The organism is Flavobacterium sp., from assembly GCF_004295795.1.
Taxonomy (GTDB): domain Bacteria; phylum Bacteroidota; class Bacteroidia; order Flavobacteriales; family Flavobacteriaceae; genus Flavobacterium.
Window position 1 is genome coordinate 33,054 of the sequence record NZ_SEBR01000018.1, and the last position, 18,265, is coordinate 51,318.

Genomic DNA, 18,265 nt, shown 5'->3' on the forward strand with positions numbered 1-18,265 from the left:
AGAAATGACCCACTATTTTGCCAAAGCCATCGACCTTTCCGGAGCCGAAATCGATCTTCCCGTAAGCGAGGACGGAACCGTTCAAATATCGAGCGTGCTGAAAATAAAAGCGCTCAAAACCAACGCGCTCAAAGTCTTTTGCCGCAACAACGAACTTGAGATGCTCGAAGCTCCGGATGCTATTTCTGTCGGATGCAACAAAAACAAACTTACGTCTTTGCAACTCCAAAATGCCGAAAACGTGCATTGTGGCGAGAACAAATTGACTGAATTGATCGCCCCGAAAGTGACTGTCGTAAAATGTTTCCTCAACAAATTGACGCAGCTCAAACTCGAAAACGCGGTCGACATCGAATGTTACGGCAACAACGATCTGGTCTCGATAATCGCTCCGAAGTTGCGCAAGATCGAACCTGCTTTCGAGCCATTCGTCAAGAACGAGGATTTTGTGTTGCGAAAGGAAATCGAAATCGAGCTCAAAAACCAGTTCAACCGAAAAAATCCGGCGGGTTACAAAACCGAATCGCTCGATCTCAAAATCGCTTTGGATCTCGACAAACACAGGACTTTCGATGACATTTCGTTCGTGGTTTCGCTTTATGATCCGGCGGTGATGTTCGAGGTTTATCTGATGCAACTCAACGACAAGTTCTGCCAGCACGAAACTATCGTCAAGCAACTGGACAAGCTGCCGTTTTTGGCCGACAAACCAATGAGTTTCGAGGTTTCAATTCCGATTTTTTCCACGGAAACCGAAACCCGAAACCTACTCGATATCATCCGCGAAGCGCCAGAACGGGAACGGCTTTATTGTCCGACTTTCGACCTCGATGTTACGTTTTACCTGATGTCTGAAAACCAACAGGACAAGATTTTCATCAAGACGTTCTCGATCGACAATCCTTTCTACGGACGCTATCAGTGGGAAACCGGGCAGTTTACCGAACCCGGCGAAATCACGAGCGACGACAAAAATTTACCGAACGCACTGATCGATGTTTCGGACAAACTCGAAGTTGCGCTGCTCGAACTTTTCGAGGTCCACAAAACGGAAATCTCCGAAATTGCAGATGCGGTCGACGGAATTTCGTATGACATTTTGCCACACGAACGCTACGCCGCGGTTTCGTTCCGAACCAAATCAGATTACGACGAGCAGGAAATTCCTACTTATGGGAATCTCACAAAATACAGTCCGGCCGATTGGGAAAACTATAGTTTGCTTGAATATCGCGACTGCGAATCCGCGAAATTCAAGGCATTTTCGACCTGGCTTTTTCAGTTGTTTTTCGAGATTTATTCGAGTTCGGACGATTTCGAGGACAAAGAAGCGCGCATCAACGATTTGTTGTTTTTGGCTATTGCCGATGCGGTTTTGCGTCCGTCGATCGCGGCGAAATTACGCGGTTGCGGATTGACCGAAGCCCCGACTATCAGTGAAGAATTCTCTACTGAAATCGAGTACATCGTTTCTGCATCCGAATACGGAAAACACTTCAACTATTGCGAATTTTTGGTCGCGGAACGAAAAGTGAAACGGGCTGCGGCAAGTCTTCGCCTGGACAAATTTTAATAATCCACGAATAAAATCTCAACTCAAGATGGGAATCGAACTGCAAATTTTTAGCATTTACCGGTTTTCTGACGCAAGCCACGCCGTTTTGCGCACGCTTCGTCCGGAATTCAACAATGCTTCCCAAGTCGAGGAAAACGCGAGCCACGACCGAGAGTCGGCGCAACGCACACAGCTTTTGAAAGTTTCGGGCAAAGTCGAGAACGATTCCGATGCCGAACTTTTGGGCGAATTGCAAGGCTGCCCGATTGGCGAGATGCTGTATTCCGAATCTGGCAAGTCCAAAATCACGGTTTTTTATATGGAAACCGAATTCGGGAAACCTTGGGTCGTCATGGGAAGTGCAGCATCTGAGGCCGAATTTTTATCCGAATTGGAACAGGACGAAGACTTATCGGCACTGCATCCGATAGGAAAACCGATAAAAATCGAGGCATTGTTCCTCACCGAAAACGACATTTAATCCAAAATCATAACTATTTCCATGAAAAAAATCTTCACCCTTATCGTCGCTCTCGGCGCGTTCAGTTTCGCAAAAGCACAAACAATCGAATCGGGAAGCCGCAGCACGACCGGCTATATCAAGTCTGACGGAACGATCGAAAACAGCAGTCACGGCACAGTCGGATACATCAAAAGCGACGGGACGATCGAGAACAAAAGTCACTCGACAATCGGTTACATCAAAAGTGATGGCACGATCGAAAACAGCAGCCGCTCGACGGTCGGTTACGTAAAAAGCGACGGAACGGTCGAAAACAGCAGCCGCTCGACACTTGGTTACGTACGAAACGACGGAACGGTCGAAAGCAGCAGCCGCGCCACGATCGGTTACGCGAGAGGCGTTAAAAAAGAATGGGCCGCAGTCGCTTTTTTCTTCTTCAAATTCAACTAAAAATCAAAATCCCAAAATAAAATATGGCTTCATTGTACCAAGTCAAGGTCAAGGCGATCGACATCGAGAACAAATCTGTGTTGCTGACCATCGATTCGATTCATCCCGATGCGATGTATTTCACCGACAATCTCGCCTTCGCGCTGCGACTCCTACACGATTCGGCTACGGGCGATTCGCCTATTGCCAAAAGTTTCGATGCCCATTGTCTTTTCGACGACAATTGGCTTACACAAAACACGAAAGGCTACATTTCGAAAAGCGAACTGCGAGAGGTGAAAACGCCTGAAATCGAAACGATCAAAACCGATGGAAAAGAATCGTTTTGGTTTGGAGAAACCGACGAGGCAAGCGCCACGCTATTCGTGCAGTTCACAAGCAATTTGTGGCTGCGACATTTGAGCGCCGGTTCGAGCTGGAAAAGTACGGCGTATCCTTCTGAGGTTGACTTTCTTGATCGCGCGCCCATCGATCCTTCGACCGATACAAGTGCTTTTTCGGACGATTATGGCAACAGCGGCGGTTGGATTTCCGTAAAGTCACATACGCTAAAACCTTCTGAAAGCTCTTGGCCGGACGAGGTTTTCATTCCGATTTATACCGAAAAATCGTATAGACGAATAAGCAAGATTTCGGGTGCTGAACTCACCAAGGCCAAATTCGACGAACTGTTGTTCAAAACCGTTTTTGCACTGGATCGCAATGGCTTCAAATCTTTTGGGATTTTGGTTCCGAAAGACGGACGTTACGGCATTTTAGGGTTCTCGAAAGGCGGCTATTCCGGATCTTATTTCGATCCGGCCGACGTGCTTACCTTTGGAGCTGCCGAATTCAACGCGAACGACACTTCCAAAGCCGTGAAATTCGCGGTCGAAGCCTAATTTTTCATCCGATTTCTGTTATGTCCGATCGCATTTCCATCGCAAACCTCATCGCCGATTTCGAGCAGTTGAAGCAAGACGATACTTACCAAAAACACGTCCAGATCGTGAGTTTGTGTGATGTGTTAAGTGACGCTTCCGAGGATGCGCTTCGATCGGAACCGCTTTACAGCTTCACTTTGGACGTCATCGACGAACTCATGTCGTTGCGCGTGGAAATGGGATCGAATAAACTTTTCGACAATTGGGAACTGGACAATGCACTGCTTATCCGTCAGATAAACCTTATCAAAAAAGTAGTTCCTTCCGACGCAAAAATGCAAAATGTCGTCAATAGGATTTTCAAAGGATAACCAGATTTGTGTAAAATTGGAAGCAAACCGAAATTCGAAAACATGGCCGATTCCGCGAAAATAATGCTGTCGCTTTTGTTGCTGCTGCCGTTTTTTGGCGCGTTGGCCCAGCATCCGGAAACGGATATTTCGCGCTTGCAGTCGCTGAACGAATCGGCTGCGAAAAAGTGCACGAAACAACCTGACGAAGCGCTTGTTTTGCTCGAAGCATCCGAAGTGCTCGCGAATCGCATCGGCAACGACCGTGATAAAGCCGAAATTTATACAATACGCGGTTGTTCCTATCTTTTTAAAAATGATTTTCCGAAAGGCAAACGCTCGTATGAAAAGGCTTTGTCGCTTTACGAAAAACTCGAAGACGACGACCAGATCGCCAATACGCTCGACAATCTTGGGCTGATAGAAATCCATCTCAGGCAATTTCAGGCCGCGACGGATCATTTCGAAAAGGCGATCTGGAAACACATCGTGCTTGGCCGAAAATCAGATCTCGCTTACGATTATTTGCGAAAGGCCAACGCTTATCTGGGTTTGGGCGATTTTCGCGAAGCCTGGACGACGATCCGTTTGGCCGATGCGGTAATCGAAGACATTGTTCCGAACCGAAATCTCGAACACTACCGCAACGAGACAAAATCGGCAGCGACCGCCAAAACCGACAGCGTGTTTGCGGTTTACCAAACGATGTTGCCCGAGCGAAAACCGTCTGACAGCGCTTATGAGGAAGAGGCGCTTTCTATCGTGAACCGAATCAAAAGCCGCGTGCAGGACAAGACGAAACTCGCCGAATCTGAAAAACGCGAAAGTATGCTGCAATCGCAAAAGGACGTTTTTATCGTGATTTTCCTGCTGTTGGCGATTCTTTTGGTCGTACTGATTTTCACTTTCAGGCTGAGACGCGTCAAGATGCAGAATCGACAATTGCTCACCGAACAGAAACTGCTGCGCTCGCAGATGAATCCGCATTTTATCTTCAATTCGGTCTCGAACGTCCAAGGCCTGATTCGCGACGGACAATCTGATGAAGCGATCGACTACCTCACGCGTTTTTCGAAATTGACGCGACAGATTCTCGAAAGTTCGAACGAAAGCCACATCGCATTGGAAGAAGAAATCGAAATGCTGGAGAATTATTGTTCGGTGCAACGACTGCTTTACAACGGGAATTTTGAGTACGAAGTTTCGGCATCCGAAGACCTTGACACCGAATCGATTTTCATAGCGCCAATGTTGACGCAACCGTTCGTGGAAAACGCCATAAAGCACGGAATCGCCAACAGATCGCAAACCGGTTCGGTAAAAATCAGCTTCTTCCTAAAAAACGCGAAACTGTTTGTCGAAATAACAGACAACGGCAAAGGTTTCAACCAAAAAAACCTGCAATCCAAGCACAAATCCCTGTCAATTGCAATAACAAAAAACCGCCTGATCCACTTGGGAAAAGGCCGCCAATTAGCCTTCGAAGCCAAAAACCTAACCGACGAGACAGGCGCAATCAAAGGAGCAAAAGTCACCTTCGAAATCCCACACATAGTCGAAACCTAACCCAAAAATTCCCTACGAAGCAAAACAAAAAGTTCTCGCAACCCTAAAGCTTCCCACGAAGCAAACCCAAAAGTTCCCGCAACCCAAAGCTTCCCACGAAGCAAACCAAAAAGTTCCCGCAACCAAAAAACTTCCTACGAAGACACATTTTCCAAAGCGAAGCGGAGGAAAATGTCAATATATACTTCCGAATTGGTCGCGGCCTAAGCAAAAAACGCGGGCACCTGACGTCTTGAAATTCAGGAAAAAAAGAGGCGTCAACGGCACAGCGCATTGTTCGCCTCTTTTCTGAATTTCAAGGCTGTCAGGTCGCGTTTTTGGTTCGAGCCGCAAGGCATTTTTGCTTCTTTTGTTGCCAGACAAAAGAAGGCCCGCGGCAGGCGACGAAAGAAATTCAGAGCAAACGACGGCGCAGCCGGCGAAACCTCACGGCGAAGCCGGCGAAACCTCCCGGCGAAGCCGGCGAAACCTCCCGGCAAAGCCGACAAAACCTTTTGGCGAAGCCAGCAAAACCCCACGACAGCGCAGCTGTCAAAGAAAAAAAGCTAACTTTTCCGTACCTTTCCAAAACCAATAAAAAAAAATGCAAACCACCCTAATCTCGCTCTCAGCGCTAATCCTACTTTTCACAACCTTACCAATAATAAAAAACGAATACTGGGTTTTCAGAGTCTTCGATTACCCAAGACTACAAAAATTCACCGCGACACTTCTCTGCATAGGCCTGCTAACAATATTTTACGAAGCCAAAAACTGGATTTATCCAACGTTATTAGCTGCAATGATCCTAAACGCGCTATACCTATTGCGCCAAATCTTCCCGTTTACGCGCTTCGCCAAAGTACAAGTCAACGGCGTGTCGAAATCGTTTCCAGACCAAAGCATCAGCCTTATGGTAGCCAATGTCTATCAGGAAAACCGAAATTACAAAGGTTGTCTCAGCGAGATAGAACGCGCCAATCCAGACGTGGTCTTGCTTTTGGAAACCGACAATCTTTGGGACAAAAACACCTCTGAACTTTCAAAAAAATTCGCCTACGAAGTAAAAGTTCCGTTGGAAAACACTTACGGTATGTTGCTGTATTCGAAGTTGGAACTCAAAAACGCCTCGGTTAACTATCTAGTGGAAAACGACATTCCGTCGATTCAGGCCGAGGTGATTCTCAAAAACGGACAAGCCATAAAACTGTTCGCGGTGCATCCGACGCCACCTGTTCCTCAGGAAAATCCAAGATCGACCGAACGCGACAAGGAGTTGCTGTTGGTTGCCGACATGGCCAAAGCGACAAAACTTCCCGTAATCGTAATTGGCGATCTCAACGACGTGGCCTGGAGTTATACCACCGAATTGTTTCTCAAAATGAGCGGCTTGCTCGACCCGAGACGCGGTCGCGGCTTCTTCAACTCGTTTCATGCGCACTATCCGTTTTTGCGTTTTCCGCTTGATCACGCTTTCACTTCGACCGACATGAAACTCAAGAACATGCGCCGACTCCAAAACTTCGATTCGGACCACTTCCCTATTTTCATCAGTCTGCAACACGAACCCGCGGCAAAACTCGAGCACGAGGAAATGCAGCCGGACGCCGAAGACATCAAGATCGCCGAAGAGAAAAAAGAAGCGGTGTAATCAGTCCAGTTTCACCTTGCGAACCTCGCCGTTTGGCGTGATGATCTGATATTCGTTTTTGATTTCGGGAACTTTTCTCGCATAAACGATCTCGAATTGCATCACATATTGCAAACCGACGACCGGCGTATCGGCATTCAGCGTCTTGTCGAAAAAATCAGGTTTTTGTCCGTCGAAATAGAACGTGCTGCTTTTGCGCTGTTCTTTCCGCAACAGGCTTTTGTCCTGTCGGTAATATTCAGCTTCATATTGCACATCGGTACTTTCAAAAGCCTTGTACGTTTGGTATTGATCGCCGGGTTGCACAGCGTAAAATCGCACCGAAACCTGCGGATTTTTCTGCGTTTCGGGATCGCTGAGTTTCTCGTCCAACTTCTTTCTTTGCTCGAGCAATTTCTTGGCTTCGGCGAACATTTCGTCGTAAATCTTTTGGGTATCCGATTTGGTGTAGTCGATTTTCACCACATTGTGGATCTCGAATTCCGAAGCCGCGCTCACCAAAGCGTCGAACAGCGACAGATCGGCAAACTTCAATATCACGTTTTTCTTCATCTCGAATCCGACGGCTTTCTGCGTCGCCGAAACGACAGAACCTGAAACCTTCGAGTCGTAATCGTAAATTTTCGTCTGCGAAATAAAATCGACGAAAATCTCGGTTTCCCTGACACCCAATTTCGCGAGCGCCTTTTTGAACTCAAGAATTCTCACGTTGATTTTTGCGTTGCATTCCTTTGGCGTCAAACCTTCCTGATTCAGTCCGAAAGTCACGCGATAGGAATCGGCCACGACATTGTTCAGGATGTTGATTTTGTAAACCGATTGACTGATGTTGGCCGACGACTTGCTCTGGGCAATGTCATTTTGTGAAAAATAATTGTCCGATTTGTTGCGGTTGGTTCGGTAAACTTCATTTCCGGAATGTTGCGCCAAGCAAAAAACCGACGTAAAAAGTAGGGCGAAAGCGATCTTGTTTTTCATTTTCATCTAATTTGTGATTTGTTCGGCAAGATTAGTTGATGTACCAGAAAAGCCCGTGGCAAAAGGACTTTCGATTCACTGCAATCTTTTTCGCGCGGTTTACAGTACATTTACAGCGAGGCATTTTACACAAAATCTACCTTTGGAAAACCAATGAGCGAACTCGAACATTTTCAGCGGCTAAAACAGCTCGTGCTTTTGGAATACGGCAGGCATTTCCCGTATTTTCAGGGAAGCTGGAAGACGTTTGGCGCTCAGGACATCCAAAATCTGATTGTGCTTCTGGAGGAAAATGTACGCGAAAACGTAAGCGAAAAGTGGATTTATACGCATCTGAAACCCGAAGTCAACGAGAAGCTTCCGCGAAAGGACATGCTCGACATCATAGCGAAATTCGCCGGATTTTCGGGTTGGGATGAATTCGTTTTTACCGAAGTGGCGCATCCGAAGAAAGTAAAATCGAAAGCGAAATGGCTTGTTCCGATTGGGATTTTGCTCGTATTGGTTGGGATTTTTTGTGTTTTCCGATCCAGAACCGATGCGCCCGCGACAATCGAGATAAAGGACGAATTCACGCGAAAGCCGATCAAGTCGGAAGAAATCAAGGTCTACGAGGCTAGCGACAGTTCCAAAACACCAATCGAGATCAAGGACAACAAGATATCGGTAGCGAAAACAGACACCAAAATCGTCGTCGAAAGCCCGTTTTACAAACGCCGACAACTCACGGTCAAAGCCAAATCGGAGAAAGCGGAAATATTGTTGCAACCCAACGACAAAGCGCTCATGATCAAAGCCTTTTTGTTGGCCGACATAAAAGATTGGCAAACGAGAAAACGCCAGCTCGACGCGATTCTGTCAGACGATCTCGAGGTTTTGGTCGCGCTCGAAAACGACCTCGGAATTGAATCGCTCAACAAACAGGAATTCTCACAAAAGCTTGTCATACCGACGCCTTCGCTCAAAAAAATGAAAATAACCGAAATCAGGAACGATGAAAACGACAAGATCAGTTTTATCCGGATTAGCCAGAATTAGCTTTTTGGCCGTGGCGTTTTTGGCTTTCGGAAACGCTTTTTGCCAAAGTTCCGAAGCGAGAAATACATCGCTAAAAGGCAATTTTTCGATGGCTGCACTATCGGCCTGGCAAAATCATTCCATGGAAAAAGTGGCCGATTTTTACGCCTACCTGAATTTGCTTTCGGACGAAAATACGGGCAGCGAACTCAAAGTCGAGATCATAAAAAATATCGAGGACTTGTTCCAGTCGAAAAATGTGTCTGTGATCGACTTTTCGGGAATCTCGAAAAACAATAATCTTGAACAATTGCTCAAAATCGTATCGGCACAAAAAATCGGCTTCAAAATAAGCGACCAAATCAACTTTACCGAGGTTTCGGAAAATTCCTGGTCGGTCAACTATTTGGTTGAAGTCACGCAAAACGGTAAAAAATCGGTCGTGCATGTGAACCAAACGATTTGGCTTTCGCAATCTCAGAAAGCGTTTGGCGCAAAATCGAAAACGGTTTGGCGACAAGTTTTGGGAGAGATGAAATGATCGTTCGCCAACGAAATCCGGAATTCCCAAAAACGAGAAAACGGCTTAGATAAACCGTTTTCCGTCCAAAAATGCATTTCCAACCAATCTCGTTTTTTGATTGATGATTGCAAATATATCGAAAGTCACCGAATAGTGACACAAATCGCCGTATTTTTGTAGACGGCTGAAAACTTTAACATGCGATGGAAAATCAACTGCCGAAAAACACAGCGAAAAGCAAAGAGCTAAGCAAACAGAAATTTCTCGATGCGGTTGACAAACTCTTCAAGGAAAAGGGATTTTCAGCGTTGAAGGTCAACGACATCGCCCAAGAAGCCGGGCTAGACAAGAAATTGATTTACCGTTATTTTGGCGGAAAAGACGAACTCGTGGACGAGTACATCAAGTCGCTGGACTTTTGGAGCAACGTCAAAAAAGAAGCGCACACACCCGATTTCACTGACGGCGGACGCGAATTTTCCAAGCGAATGCTGTCGCTGCAATTCGATTATCTGAACGAGAACGAAAGTTTCAAGAAATTGCTGCTTTGGGGATTGTCCGAAGTACGCGAACCGTTGACCAAAATTGCCGATGAGCGCGAAATCAACGGAGAAATGCTGCTTTCGAACATTACCGATCCTTTCTTTGGAAAAGACGCCCAAACTTATCGCGCCACGATCGCGCTGCTTATTTCTGGCGGATACTACTTGAGCCTGTACGCGGGCGTAAACGGAAATACGTTCTGCGGAATCGACATCACGACTGACGAAGGGAAATCGCAAATCAAGGACGCAATGTCGAAAGTTGTCGACTTTTTGTACGACTCAAATCGCAGCGAAAACAAATAAACTCCGAACCTATTTTCTCTTCCTGAACACCAGTTTCACCAAACTCACGACTCCGACAACGACAACGCCAACCACCAAACCGATTCCGAATTCTTTGAGAATCGATGGCACATTCGGCAAAAAGTGGTGCAGGAAATCGAGGTTGTGTACGAATATTCCTCCCGAAACCATCAACAGTGCGATTGTTCCGACCACGGCCAAAAATTTGATGATTATCGGAAGTGATTTTACCAATACATTTCCGAGTCCGAACAAAAATCCTTTGCCGGAAGCGCGTTTGATCAGGTTGAAACCCGCGTCGTCCATTCTCACGATCAGCGCCACGATTCCGTAAACGCCAACTGTGGCAAGGATTGCGACGATGGAAACCGTCATGATCTGGATTGTCAGGCTTTTGTCGAGCACACTTCCCAAAGCGATTATCACGATTTCTACCGAAAGGATAAAATCTGTCGTGACCGCCGATTTGACCTTGGTTTTCTCGGCATCGCGATCGTCCTGGGATTCGGCGACGACTTCGTGACCCGCTTTTTTTCTGTGGAAAAGGAACTCGACGATTTTCTCGGCGCCTTCGTATGCGAGAAACAATCCGCCAAGGACGAGAATCACCTTGATGGCAACCGGGAAAAAGACGTTCAGCAAAAGCGCTATGGGAACGATTATCAGTTTGTTGAGGAACGAACCTTTTGTGATCGCCCAAAGTACTGGAAGTTCGCGGGAGGAAAGAAATCCTGTGGCTTTTTCGGCATTGACCGCCAAATCGTCTCCCAAAATTCCCGCTGTCTTGCGCGTCGCCACTTTTGCGGTTATGGCCACATCGTCCATCAATGCGGCTATATCATCTAAAATTGCGAAAAAACCTGATGCCATATTTTTGTTGTTGAGCGTGCAAAACTACGGTTTATGCAGGATTTATCGGTGTAAAATTTACGACTGTTTGTCGCTTTGGAAATCGGGCGGCAAATCGAACATCGACGAATTCTGGTAGACGAACGTTTTTTCCTCCGGAAGAAAATCTTTCCACTCGTGGCCTATCACATATTGGATGGACTTTTTCAATCCTTCGTAATCGGGATTTTTGGGCAAGTAATAGGTCGCGCCCAGGAAAAGGCTGCGTTTGATGACTTCCTCGCCCACCGAAGTGGTGAACATGATGACCGGAACTTTTTCCCAGTCGCCGTTTGCCCGAATCATTTCGAGAATCTGCAACCCGTTGTAACCCGGCATGTTGATGTCGAGAAAAATGAGACTTGGTTGAGGAGGCGGATTTTTCAGTCTTTCGATCAGCGAAATTCCGTCGGTGAATGTAGCGAGTTCCACTTCAAGTTCTTCGGAAAGCTCGCGGAAAATCTCCAAGTCGTCCTGGTCGTCGTCAGCGTAAAATATCATTGTTGCGAATTTTCCCGACAATTTACGATGCTCTTCAAAATTTTCAAAATCCGAAACCAAAATAGTGCAATCGTATAAAACGGATTCAGTGCACGATTGGGGTCGGTCAGCTAGCAATTTGCTGCAAAGTAGAGCGGACGTCGACGCAGACCACAAAAAAACTCCCGACCATAAAATCGGGAGTCCTTGATAAAACTAACTGAAACGAATTATTGTGCCTTGAACTGGAAGGTTTGGGAAGTCGAACTGTTTCCCTGCGCGTCTGTCGTGACGATTTTCCAGTAGTAAGTTGTTCCCGAAGTTACCGTGGCGTTTGCTTGCGTTTGGGTAACTGTCGTGAGCAAAGTTGTGGGATTTGCGGTTGTCCCGAAGTAGATTTTGTAGTCGACGATGTCGTTTTCTACGTCAGATCCTGTCCATTGCAAAACCACAGGCGAACCAAAGGTGGTGGAACTCATCGCCGGAGCGACCAATTCTGCAGGAAATGGAGCATAATTCGAGACCGCGTCTCCGGCATTGTAGAATTTCCAGGTTTGGCTCGGTGTCGAGTTTTGCCCATCGCCTCTTGCGCTGACATACCAGGAATACGGTGTTGCTTTGAGCAAGGTGACGTTGTAGGTCAAAGCTTCGCCGGCGTTGTATTGGGACGACGTGCCGGTAAGCAGGTTCTTTACGTAAAGGAAATATCCGGTTGCATTTTGTGCCGGATTCCACTCGAAAGTGACCGCGGTCTGAGCCGACGAAACCGGTGTTCCGGTAGTACATTCCGAATTGTTGATTGGCGCGATCAGCACTGATGCAGCCGCGTTTCCGCCACCGCCATTTCCGTCGCCACCGCTATCGCCACATGAAACGGCAATCGCGGCAAGAAGTCCGAATAAAATTTTTGGCCCTTTCATAGTTTGATGAATTTAGTGTTGTAAGTTCCTGTTTCAGAGATGACTTTTAGCGAATAGGTGCCCGAAGCCAGTCGCGTCGCGTCGAAAGCGACCGTTCTTTCTTCTGTGCTGAATTCCTGAGAAATCACTTTTTTTCCCAAAAGCGAAAATACTTCCAAAGAAACTTTTCCGCCTTTTACCATCGGCAATGCCACGTAAACCAATTCTTGTCTTACCGGATTCGGATAGATCACGATGTTGTCATCCATCACGATAGTTTCGCGATACGTGCCTTGGCATTCGGCTTCGGTTTTCACGACGAGGTCATTTTTTCCGGCGACAAGATCGAGTGTGATCGAGTTTTGGTCTGTCAGATATTGGACGCCGTTGAGCTGGATGCGGTAAGTCGCGCTTCCGTCAAGATCGATTTTTACCTTGTAATCGTCGTTTGAAACTCTCGAGAGCACGCTCAGATCCTGAGGCTCTGAAATCACGAGATTGTAGCACTGCTGAAAGTTTGGAGCAGTCGGGATCGTCACGCAAAGCTGATAGCTTCCGGCTGAAAGATTGGCAAAATTCGAGGTCGTCGTGAAGTTGTTTGTCTGGTTTACGCCAGTTCCTGTCAAGGTCGCGACGTAGTTCAGATTGGCTTGCGCCGTAATCGACACGCTTCCGTTGTTGGAACTTCTGCAGGTTTCGGAACTCGTCATCACCGAGAAATTGTTTGCGGCAAGGCTGAAAATCGTACATCCGTTAAAATCAACTACGTCGCCTGCCGGCGTGTTTGCGCATTGATCGATGTCGTTTGGGATGCCGTCGTTGTCATCGTCCGGTGCCTGGAACGTGAACTTTATCCAGTTCAGGTTGAAACCGCCGTTGATTACCGTAACGCGCATCAGGTAACGTCCCGCCGGAAGCGTGGCATTCGAGATCGTCGTTTGCCAGGTTTGCCAACCGCCCGTAGGCGCGAGGTTTACCGTTTGGATGTCTTGTGTCGTTTCCGAGATGAGTTGCAGTTTCACCGTTGCGGTCTGGCTCTCGCCTGCCGACCGATAGTCGATTCTGTAATTTCCGGTTTGCCCGACGTTCACCAGATAGTCGAGTGTGTCGTTTGGGTCGAGATAGCCAACGTTTTGTCCGCCGCCGACATCCGAAGTGTTCTCCGTTTGGGTTCCGACGGTCGCGATGTATTGTTCGGCTTGGACCGTTCCCGAAATACCGAGGATATTTCCGACGCGGTTTGTAACCGGTTTGTCCGTAAATGCCGGCAAAGCAGTCGCATCGAATGCAAGGACGTTCGTTCCAGCATAGGTCAAGGTCACGATTTGCCCCGGATTGATCGCCGTCGCCGGTGTAAAAACCAACTGGCTGTTATCTGTCGTAGAATAGGCAACGGTCGTGGCGACTGTCGCTCCGGCAACTTTAAGCGTGAAATTACTGGCCGAAAAGTTGATTCCGGTTTGCAGTTGTTTGTTGAAAACGACGTTCACTTTGTTGCCCAAAATAGAAGTTGATGCATCGACGACTTTGAAAGCCGCAGCTGTCGTGGCGTGAGGATTCTTGAGTTCGAACCAGTTGAAGTTGAAACCGCCAGTCTCGATGAAAATCTTGACTTTGTTGACGCCGGCGTTCAGGATCACATCGGTTACCGATACGGTCTGGAAGGTGTTGAAATTCGCCGTTGCCGGAAGATTGATGCTTTCTGAAATATGTCCGTCAGCGTCCTCGAAGTGGATTTTCCCGCTTCCGCTGTAGCGGATGTCGATATCGTAAGCCATCACCGAAGGCGCGGTCAGGGAATAAACCATGAACTCGCTGTCTTCTGTCCATCCGATCTGGAAGCCGTTGTTTACCGCATCGGAACAACCTTGGATGTCGACTCCGTCATTTCGCATCGCCCAACCGTTGTTCCAGTTCTCGAACGTTCCGGTATCGGTTCGGTAATTTGCGACCACTTTGTCGTAATAGGCTACGCCGTTGTGTCCCATGTCGAATTCCGTCGCAAAGACTTTTCCGGGAAGCGGATGGTTTTTGTATTTTTTCGTCTCGGCGCTCTGAACCTGTCGGAACATCGCATCGATGACGTCATACTGGATTTTTACATTCTCCAATTTGTAGTTTTCGGCCATCTGCATCAATGCGTTGAACGCGAAAGTCTGGCTTGGAGCCGTTCCGCCGTTTTGCCAGTAATTGAGCAGGGTTTGGTAATCTGCGGTTTTGGTTACCGATGCCGGACCTGCAATCGCGTCGATTTTTTTCATCGGCCACCACGCCCATCCGATTCCATTGGCTTCCACCAAAGAAATCGCGTCCTTGAACCAAACATTCGAATTTTCACCCGATTCCCCGAGCCAAACCGGCAAGTTGTAAGTCGAGCGAAGATTCAAAATGCCCTGGATCGAGCCTTGCGTGTTATAATTCCAGTATTTGTGGAAACTCAATGCCATGTTCGTATCCCAAGGCTGGTTTGTCGCCGAGAGCATGCCGTTGTAGTTGTTGCCCCAACAGTTGCCTTCGATGATGATCATGTGGTTGGTATCGACCTCGCGGATCGCGGTGGTGATTTGCATGTAAAGCTGACGCAAGGGCGCATTCGAGTTCTCGTCGCAACCGTTTTGGTTCGTGCCCGTAAAGGCCCAGTTTGGTTCGTTTATCAAATCGTAACCGCCAATCCACGGACTGTTTTTGTAGCGGTCGGCGAGTTTTCTCCAAAGTGCGATGAGCTTGGTCTTGTTGGCTTCACTTTCCCAAAGCGACGGTTTTGTGGCGTCGTAATCGGAAATATTGGCGTCCTTACCTTGTCCGCCCGGCGTGGCGTGCATGTCCAGAATCAGGTACATCTGGTTTTGGGCGCACCAGTCGAGAAGTGCATCGGTTCTTTCGAAACCTTCGTCCAGCCAAGTGTTTGCGCCGCCAACTTCCTGTTCGATCGGAAGCGTATACAGATTGTAGTGCATCGGAAGTCGGATCGAATTGAATCCCCAAGCTTTTAGCGAATCTATGTCGCGTTTGGTGATTCCGTTGTCGCGATACGCCTGGTAGAACGTTTCGGTGTTTGCAGGCCCGACGAGCTGGTTGATTTTCTCGCGGATCTTGTGTTGCGGACCGGCAAATGCATCGGTTTGGAGCATGTAGCCTTCCTGAACCATCCATCCGCCAAGGCCAAGGCCACGGAAAATGATGGGCTGACCGTTGTGGTCGATGACTTGCTGGCCGTTTCTGTGGACGAATTGCCCAAAGGACGCGACCGAAAGCAGCAGCAAAGCCAAATTGAAGATTTTTTTCATTGTCGTTGTTTTATTGATTTTTCAGATGGGATTCAATACACCAAAGTCTGGATGCCGTGCGCCGGAATCTCAACTACGGTTTTTGAGTTGCCGATGATGAGATTGTAGGTCACGTTAACATCGGTTTGGTTCATTACTATGGTTGCCATTTTTCCGTCGGTATTCACGAAAGTAGTTGACAAAAGCGCGCTTCGGCTAACTGCTGTGGAAACTCGTTTGGCGTTTGGACGCACGAATTTCGAAAAGTGTCCGATGTAATAGTACGACGGCGTGTAAATGATTTCGCCTTTTTTGGTGTCGACGTGGATTGGCGCGAAGCAGAAGTTTCCTACGTGGTTTGGTCCGCCTTTTTCGTCCAACAAAATATTCCAGTCTGTCCACCCGACCGTTCCTGCGTTGAAATCGTGGATCATTTGTGCGCCGTAACGCTCGCCGTTTGGCCAGAATTGGTATTTTGACGCGTCGAATTTCTCTACGCAGCCTTCGGTGAAAATGAGGTTTTTGTCCGGATAGGCTTCGGCCACTTTTTGGACGTTGTCGTACATTGGAGCAAAACCTGTCCAGGTTTCATACCAGTGAAAACCCATTCCCCATGCATACTTTGATGCTTCCGGATCGCCGAAAATCGTGTTGGCTCTTTGCACCATCAAGTCGCGGTTGTGATCCCAGACGATGATTTTTTTGTCGGCGAAAGCCTTCTTGACCGTCGGACCCAGGAAATTTTTGAGGAAATCGCGTTCTTCTTCGGCAGTGAAAACACAGGATTCCCAAGTTTGGGTCGCCATCGGCTCGTTCTGGACAGATAATCCCCAAACCGGAATGCCTTCTTTTTCCAAGGCCTGGATGTATTTCACGTAGTAATTCGCCCAAGGTTGCATGTATTCCGGAAGCAATTTGCCGCCTTTCAACATGTTCTTGCTGTCTTTCATAAACGCCGGCGGACTCCACGGACTCACGTATAAAGGCACGTTTCCGGCAGTTGCCAACGCTTTCTTGATGAGCGGCAAACGGAATTTCTTGTCGTGGTCGATCGAGAACGTCTTGAGTTCCTTGTCGCCTTCTTTGATGTAAGTGTAGCTTCCGCTGGAGAAATCGCAACTGTGAATATTGGTTCTGATGAGCGAATATCCGATTCCCTTGTCGATACTGTAATAGGCATCGACGAATTCTTTTTGTTTCGCCGGGGAAAGTGTGGCGAAAATCTCGGCACTTGCGTCAGTGATCGCGCCTCCTATTCCCAAAAGTGACTGGAAGGTTTTGGACGGATTCACGAAAACGCTGATTTCGGTCTCCAAAGGTTGTTTGGAAACGACAAAAGTGACCTCGCCCGATTTTGCCAGGCGCATACTTGTTTTTTCTGCCGTCGTGTATACCGTGGCCTTCTTTCCGTCGAGTTGGGAAAAGGCAATGAAAGGCAGTGCCGACAGCATCAGCATAAAAATTGGTTTCTTCATTTGTGGTAAATTTGATTGCCCAGCGCAGAAACGCCAGGGAAATATCCGATGAAAGCTCGGATGATGGATTTAAAAAATAGCCTGTAATCGCAATGAATACAGGCTATCTTAAAACTAACCCAAACAAAATCTTAATCGATGCGACGCATTTCTACGTTGTCGATCGTAATGGAGAATGGCGTGTTTGACGCCTGTCCGCTCGCTGAACGCAAAACGACATATACTGTTCCGCTTGTAGGGAATACTTTTTTCCCAAGTGAGGTATCGCCTCCGCAACCAACTTCCGAAAGCAGTCCTTCGAAAGGTCCTATGGCGCATCCTGCCCAAGTGTTGAGTGCGAGGATTTGTCCGCCTTCGTTGTAGTCGTTACCCGTTGGTGGATTGTAACCCGCGTACCATTCCATATAGGTTTCCATGGTATTTCCAAGACCTTTTACTTTCATATCGAATTTGTAGGTCTTTCCTGCCTCAACCTGTACCGCTTGATACAAGTGTTGGTGGTTCCAGTTGATGCTTCCTGTCATGGTCGCTTCACCGTTGGCGAATGTCCAGGCAGAACCTGCTATGGTTTGCGGAAACAACTGCCACTCGGCAATATCTTCGGGCGTTTCGAATTTTCCGCCTCTGATAAGGTTTCCTGCTACCGGATCTGAAGTAAGTACAACAAGTTCTTGAGAGGTTGTAAACTGCGCTCCACCGATACCTACTTTCGTGTGCGAGATGGTGTATGTTCCTGCATCCGGAAGGAAAATCTCTTTGGAAGTTTTCAATCCCGTACCTCCATTTCCTGAACCCGTGTTCCAGTAGTGCCCAATCGTATTGGCGTTGTCGCCAGTAGCCTGAAGCAAAAAGCGGTTCGGGTTTCCGTTGATCGGTGCGATGGTAAACGAAGCATCCAGCTCCGGAGAAACGACGCCGTTACCACCGGCATCATCATTTGGCGTACAAGCCGAAAAGCTCACCGCAAGCGCGGATAGAGCGGCATATGCTAAAACTTTTATTTTCATGTCTAGA

At 47.6% G+C, this 18,265-nt stretch carries 17 protein-coding genes; 10 read left to right on the top strand and 7 right to left on the bottom strand.

The window, feature by feature from the left end:
- The first annotated feature begins 4 nt into the window (after positions 1 to 4).
- The 7 genes from EOO49_RS14350 to EOO49_RS14380 all read left to right on the top strand — a co-directional run bounded on the left by EOO49_RS14350 (position 5) and on the right by EOO49_RS14380 (position 6,877).
- Positions 5 to 1,573, top strand: a complete 1,569-nt coding sequence (locus EOO49_RS14350; RefSeq protein WP_290846875.1) for a hypothetical protein — start codon at positions 5 to 7, stop codon at positions 1,571 to 1,573.
- A 28-nt stretch (positions 1,574 to 1,601) separates the two neighbouring features.
- Positions 1,602 to 2,036 (top strand): hypothetical protein, encoded by a 435-nt coding sequence (locus EOO49_RS14355; RefSeq protein WP_290846877.1) that lies wholly within the window; start codon positions 1,602 to 1,604, stop codon positions 2,034 to 2,036.
- A gap of 21 nt (positions 2,037 to 2,057) precedes the next feature.
- Entirely contained in the window at positions 2,058 to 2,468 is a 411-nt protein-coding gene (locus EOO49_RS14360; protein ID WP_290846878.1) for a 5-fold beta-flower protein, read from the top strand.
- 23 nt (positions 2,469 to 2,491) lie between these two features.
- Positions 2,492 to 3,349, top strand: coding sequence for a hypothetical protein (locus tag EOO49_RS14365; protein WP_290846881.1), 858 nt, complete (start codon positions 2,492 to 2,494; stop codon positions 3,347 to 3,349).
- Positions 3,350 to 3,369: 20 nt separating this feature from the next.
- Positions 3,370 to 3,702 (top strand): hypothetical protein, encoded by a 333-nt coding sequence (locus EOO49_RS14370; RefSeq protein WP_290846883.1) that lies wholly within the window; start codon positions 3,370 to 3,372, stop codon positions 3,700 to 3,702.
- Positions 3,703 to 3,744: 42 nt separating this feature from the next.
- Positions 3,745 to 5,247, top strand: coding sequence for a histidine kinase (locus EOO49_RS14375; protein WP_290846885.1), 1,503 nt, complete (start codon positions 3,745 to 3,747; stop codon positions 5,245 to 5,247).
- An 805-nt stretch (positions 5,248 to 6,052) separates the two neighbouring features.
- Entirely contained in the window at positions 6,053 to 6,877 is an 825-nt protein-coding gene (locus tag EOO49_RS14380) for an endonuclease/exonuclease/phosphatase family protein (RefSeq protein WP_290846887.1), read from the top strand.
- On the opposite strand, the gene EOO49_RS14385 is transcribed toward EOO49_RS14380, so the two are convergent.
- A complete protein-coding gene (locus EOO49_RS14385) occupies positions 6,878 to 7,855 on the bottom strand; it encodes an SIMPL domain-containing protein (RefSeq protein WP_290846889.1) in 978 nt (325 codons plus the stop codon).
- 153 nt (positions 7,856 to 8,008) lie between these two features.
- On the opposite strand from EOO49_RS14385, the gene EOO49_RS14390 reads away from it, so the two are divergent.
- From EOO49_RS14390 to EOO49_RS14400, 3 genes are all read left to right on the top strand, one after another.
- Entirely contained in the window at positions 8,009 to 8,893 is an 885-nt protein-coding gene (locus tag EOO49_RS14390; RefSeq protein ID WP_290846891.1) for a hypothetical protein, read from the top strand.
- Entirely contained in the window at positions 8,850 to 9,413 is a 564-nt protein-coding gene (locus EOO49_RS14395) for a hypothetical protein (RefSeq protein ID WP_290846893.1), read from the top strand. The genes EOO49_RS14390 and EOO49_RS14395 overlap by 44 nt, the downstream gene beginning before the upstream one ends.
- A 185-nt stretch (positions 9,414 to 9,598) precedes the next feature.
- On the top strand, positions 9,599 to 10,243 hold the full coding sequence (locus tag EOO49_RS14400; RefSeq protein WP_290846895.1) for a TetR/AcrR family transcriptional regulator: 645 nt from the start codon (positions 9,599 to 9,601) through the stop codon (positions 10,241 to 10,243).
- 9 nt (positions 10,244 to 10,252) lie between these two features.
- Here the strand turns inward: EOO49_RS14400 and EOO49_RS14405 are convergent, their stop codons facing one another.
- The 6 genes from EOO49_RS14405 to EOO49_RS14430 form a co-directional block, all read right to left on the bottom strand.
- Complete coding sequence (locus tag EOO49_RS14405) at positions 10,253 to 11,113, bottom strand: DUF808 domain-containing protein (protein WP_290846897.1); 861 nt, start codon at positions 11,111 to 11,113, stop codon at positions 10,253 to 10,255.
- A gap of 57 nt (positions 11,114 to 11,170) precedes the next feature.
- Entirely contained in the window at positions 11,171 to 11,632 is a 462-nt protein-coding gene (locus EOO49_RS14410; protein WP_290846899.1) for a response regulator, read from the bottom strand.
- 209 nt (positions 11,633 to 11,841) lie between these two features.
- Positions 11,842 to 12,531 (bottom strand): hypothetical protein, encoded by a 690-nt coding sequence (locus tag EOO49_RS14415; protein ID WP_290846901.1) that lies wholly within the window; start codon positions 12,529 to 12,531, stop codon positions 11,842 to 11,844.
- Complete coding sequence (locus EOO49_RS14420) at positions 12,528 to 15,797, bottom strand: carbohydrate-binding protein (protein WP_290846902.1); 3,270 nt, start codon at positions 15,795 to 15,797, stop codon at positions 12,528 to 12,530. Before EOO49_RS14420 ends, EOO49_RS14415 begins: the two co-directional genes overlap by 4 nt.
- A 32-nt stretch (positions 15,798 to 15,829) precedes the next feature.
- Positions 15,830 to 17,251, bottom strand: coding sequence for a glycoside hydrolase family 30 protein (locus tag EOO49_RS14425; protein WP_290846904.1), 1,422 nt, complete (start codon positions 17,249 to 17,251; stop codon positions 15,830 to 15,832).
- Positions 17,252 to 17,382: 131 nt separating this feature from the next.
- On the bottom strand, positions 17,383 to 18,258 hold the full coding sequence (locus EOO49_RS14430) for a hypothetical protein (RefSeq protein WP_290846906.1): 876 nt from the start codon (positions 18,256 to 18,258) through the stop codon (positions 17,383 to 17,385).
- Positions 18,259 to 18,265: the final 7 nt, after the last annotated feature.

What these genes read in the sequence shown, in the direction of transcription:
- EOO49_RS14370 (WP_290846883.1), top strand. Translation starts at nt 3,370, where the DNA reads ATGTCCGATCGCATTTCCATCGCAAACCTCATCGCCGATTTCGAGCAG.
- EOO49_RS14420 (WP_290846902.1), bottom strand. Translation starts at nt 15,797, where the DNA reads ATGAAAAAAATCTTCAATTTGGCTTTGCTGCTGCTTTCGGTCGCGTCC.
- EOO49_RS14385 (WP_290846889.1), bottom strand. Translation starts at nt 7,855, where the DNA reads ATGAAAAACAAGATCGCTTTCGCCCTACTTTTTACGTCGGTTTTTTGC.
- EOO49_RS14410 (WP_290846899.1), bottom strand. Translation starts at nt 11,632, where the DNA reads ATGATATTTTACGCTGACGACGACCAGGACGACTTGGAGATTTTCCGC.
- EOO49_RS14400 (WP_290846895.1), top strand. Translation starts at nt 9,599, where the DNA reads ATGGAAAATCAACTGCCGAAAAACACAGCGAAAAGCAAAGAGCTAAGC.
- EOO49_RS14350 (WP_290846875.1), top strand. Translation starts at nt 5, where the DNA reads ATGACCCACTATTTTGCCAAAGCCATCGACCTTTCCGGAGCCGAAATC.
- EOO49_RS14365 (WP_290846881.1), top strand. Translation starts at nt 2,492, where the DNA reads ATGGCTTCATTGTACCAAGTCAAGGTCAAGGCGATCGACATCGAGAAC.
- EOO49_RS14425 (WP_290846904.1), bottom strand. Translation starts at nt 17,251, where the DNA reads ATGAAGAAACCAATTTTTATGCTGATGCTGTCGGCACTGCCTTTCATT.
- EOO49_RS14430 (WP_290846906.1), bottom strand. Translation starts at nt 18,258, where the DNA reads ATGAAAATAAAAGTTTTAGCATATGCCGCTCTATCCGCGCTTGCGGTG.
- EOO49_RS14405 (WP_290846897.1), bottom strand. Translation starts at nt 11,113, where the DNA reads ATGGCATCAGGTTTTTTCGCAATTTTAGATGATATAGCCGCATTGATG.
- EOO49_RS14415 (WP_290846901.1), bottom strand. Translation starts at nt 12,531, where the DNA reads ATGAAAGGGCCAAAAATTTTATTCGGACTTCTTGCCGCGATTGCCGTT.
- EOO49_RS14395 (WP_290846893.1), top strand. Translation starts at nt 8,850, where the DNA reads ATGAAAACGACAAGATCAGTTTTATCCGGATTAGCCAGAATTAGCTTT.
- EOO49_RS14375 (WP_290846885.1), top strand. Translation starts at nt 3,745, where the DNA reads ATGGCCGATTCCGCGAAAATAATGCTGTCGCTTTTGTTGCTGCTGCCG.
- EOO49_RS14360 (WP_290846878.1), top strand. Translation starts at nt 2,058, where the DNA reads ATGAAAAAAATCTTCACCCTTATCGTCGCTCTCGGCGCGTTCAGTTTC.
- EOO49_RS14355 (WP_290846877.1), top strand. Translation starts at nt 1,602, where the DNA reads ATGGGAATCGAACTGCAAATTTTTAGCATTTACCGGTTTTCTGACGCA.
- EOO49_RS14390 (WP_290846891.1), top strand. Translation starts at nt 8,009, where the DNA reads ATGAGCGAACTCGAACATTTTCAGCGGCTAAAACAGCTCGTGCTTTTG.